1 protein-coding gene is annotated in these 1,485 nt (G+C 69.0%); it reads right to left on the bottom strand.

What is annotated here, in order from left to right; genetic code table 11:
* Window positions 1-151: 151 nt before the first annotated feature.
* Window positions 152-1,375 carry an IS701 family transposase gene (locus ACFRAC_RS36775; RefSeq protein ID WP_382939787.1) on the bottom strand — a complete coding sequence of 408 codons (1,224 nt, stop codon included), beginning with the start codon at window positions 1,373-1,375 and terminating at the stop codon, window positions 152-154.
* Between the last annotated feature and the right edge of the window lie 110 nt (window positions 1,376-1,485).

The following is a 1,485-nucleotide window of genomic DNA, read 5'->3' as shown; positions in this document are numbered from 1 at the left end:
AGCGGGACTTCGATCGTGCGGGGGCGGTCTCATGGAGACCGCCCCTCGATCGTGCGACAACGCCGCAGGTAGTGACAGCGACGCGCGACTGCTTGACGCCGGCGGCGCCAGCTCGACCAACTCAGCGCGTGGTGCCGTCCGCGGTGTCCGCTCAGGTGCGGGGGCCGGGCACGACAAGCTGCCAGGAGTCGCCGAACCTCCGCCACTGTGAGCCCGAGGACCCCGGGTGTCTCACCTGATCCGCCCCCTTTTCCCAGGGCTGGTGTGCCGTAGCGGCCAGGAAAGCGTGCGCGAGCATGGCCAAAGTGATGTGCCGATACCAGCCCACGTAGCGGCGGACCTCGTACTGATCCAGGCCGCACTCGTTCTTCGCAGCCTGGAAGCACTCCTCGATCGCCCAGCGTGCCCCGGCGACCCGCACCAGCTCCTGGACAGTGACCTGAAGGGACGCGTAAGCGAGGTAGTAGGCGATCTCGTCGGGCTTGCTGATGCTGCGCCGGGCCAGTGCCCACCGCATCCGGTGAGGGGCCTCGCCCTGATAGTCGAATTCGGCGACGGCCGGCAGCCGCACTGCTGCCCAGTGATAGACACGGGGCCCCTTCGCGCCGTCGCCGCAGGAGATCTTCTCCCATGCCTCATCCGGGGCTTGCGTGAACAGGCCCTCGATCCGTGAACAGCCCACACTGAACTGGGACTTGGGGACGGCCAGTACGTAGCCGACACCCGACTGCTCCAGCAGCCGGCGGAACCGGTTGTCCTGACCGTAGGCGGAATCCGCGGTGACCCACGCGATGGGCAGCGGCGAGGCCAGGGCCCGCAGCACCGTGCGCCGGGCGAGTTCGCCTTTGGTGGCGAACTCCCGCTCGTCGGGGACCCTTGCGGTGCGGCAGCGTTCCCGGTCCTCGGTCCAGGACTTGGGGAGGTAGAGCTCACGGTCGACCAGAGCCCGGCCGCGGGCGGAGGCGTAGGCGGCGAAGACGCCGATCTGGCAGTTCTCGGTGCGGCCGGCAGTTCCGGAGTACTGGCGCTGGACCCCGGCGGAGGCGGTGCCTTTCTTGATGAACCCGGTGTCGTCGATGATCAGAACGCCGTCGGCCTCGCCGAGTTTGCCGGCGACGTATTCCTGCAGGTCGTCGCGGATGTCATCGGGCTCCCACTTCGCTCCGGCGAGGAGGTGCTGCAGGCCGTCGGGCGTGCGGTGGCCGGCCTGTTCGGCCAGCTGCCAGCTGTTCTTGCGGGCCACCGGAGCGAGCAGCCCGCGCACGTAGTCCCGCATGCGGCGGCGGAGCTCGACTCGGCCGAAGCGGTGTCCGATGGTCAGGAAGAGGTCGTCCAGTTCGAGGTCCCACTGCGCGGCGGCAGACTCGGTGATCACCCTCAGAGGCTGCCCCGTCGCTGTCACTACCTGCGGCGTTGTCGCACGATCGAGGGGCGGTCTCCATGAGACCGCCCCCGCACGATCGAAGTCCCGCTACACTCCCGCCA

This window comes from Streptomyces sp. NPDC056628, from assembly GCF_042792555.1.
GTDB lineage: Bacteria > Actinomycetota > Actinomycetes > Streptomycetales > Streptomycetaceae > Streptomyces.
This window is presented reverse-complemented; position numbering and strand designations above follow the sequence as displayed.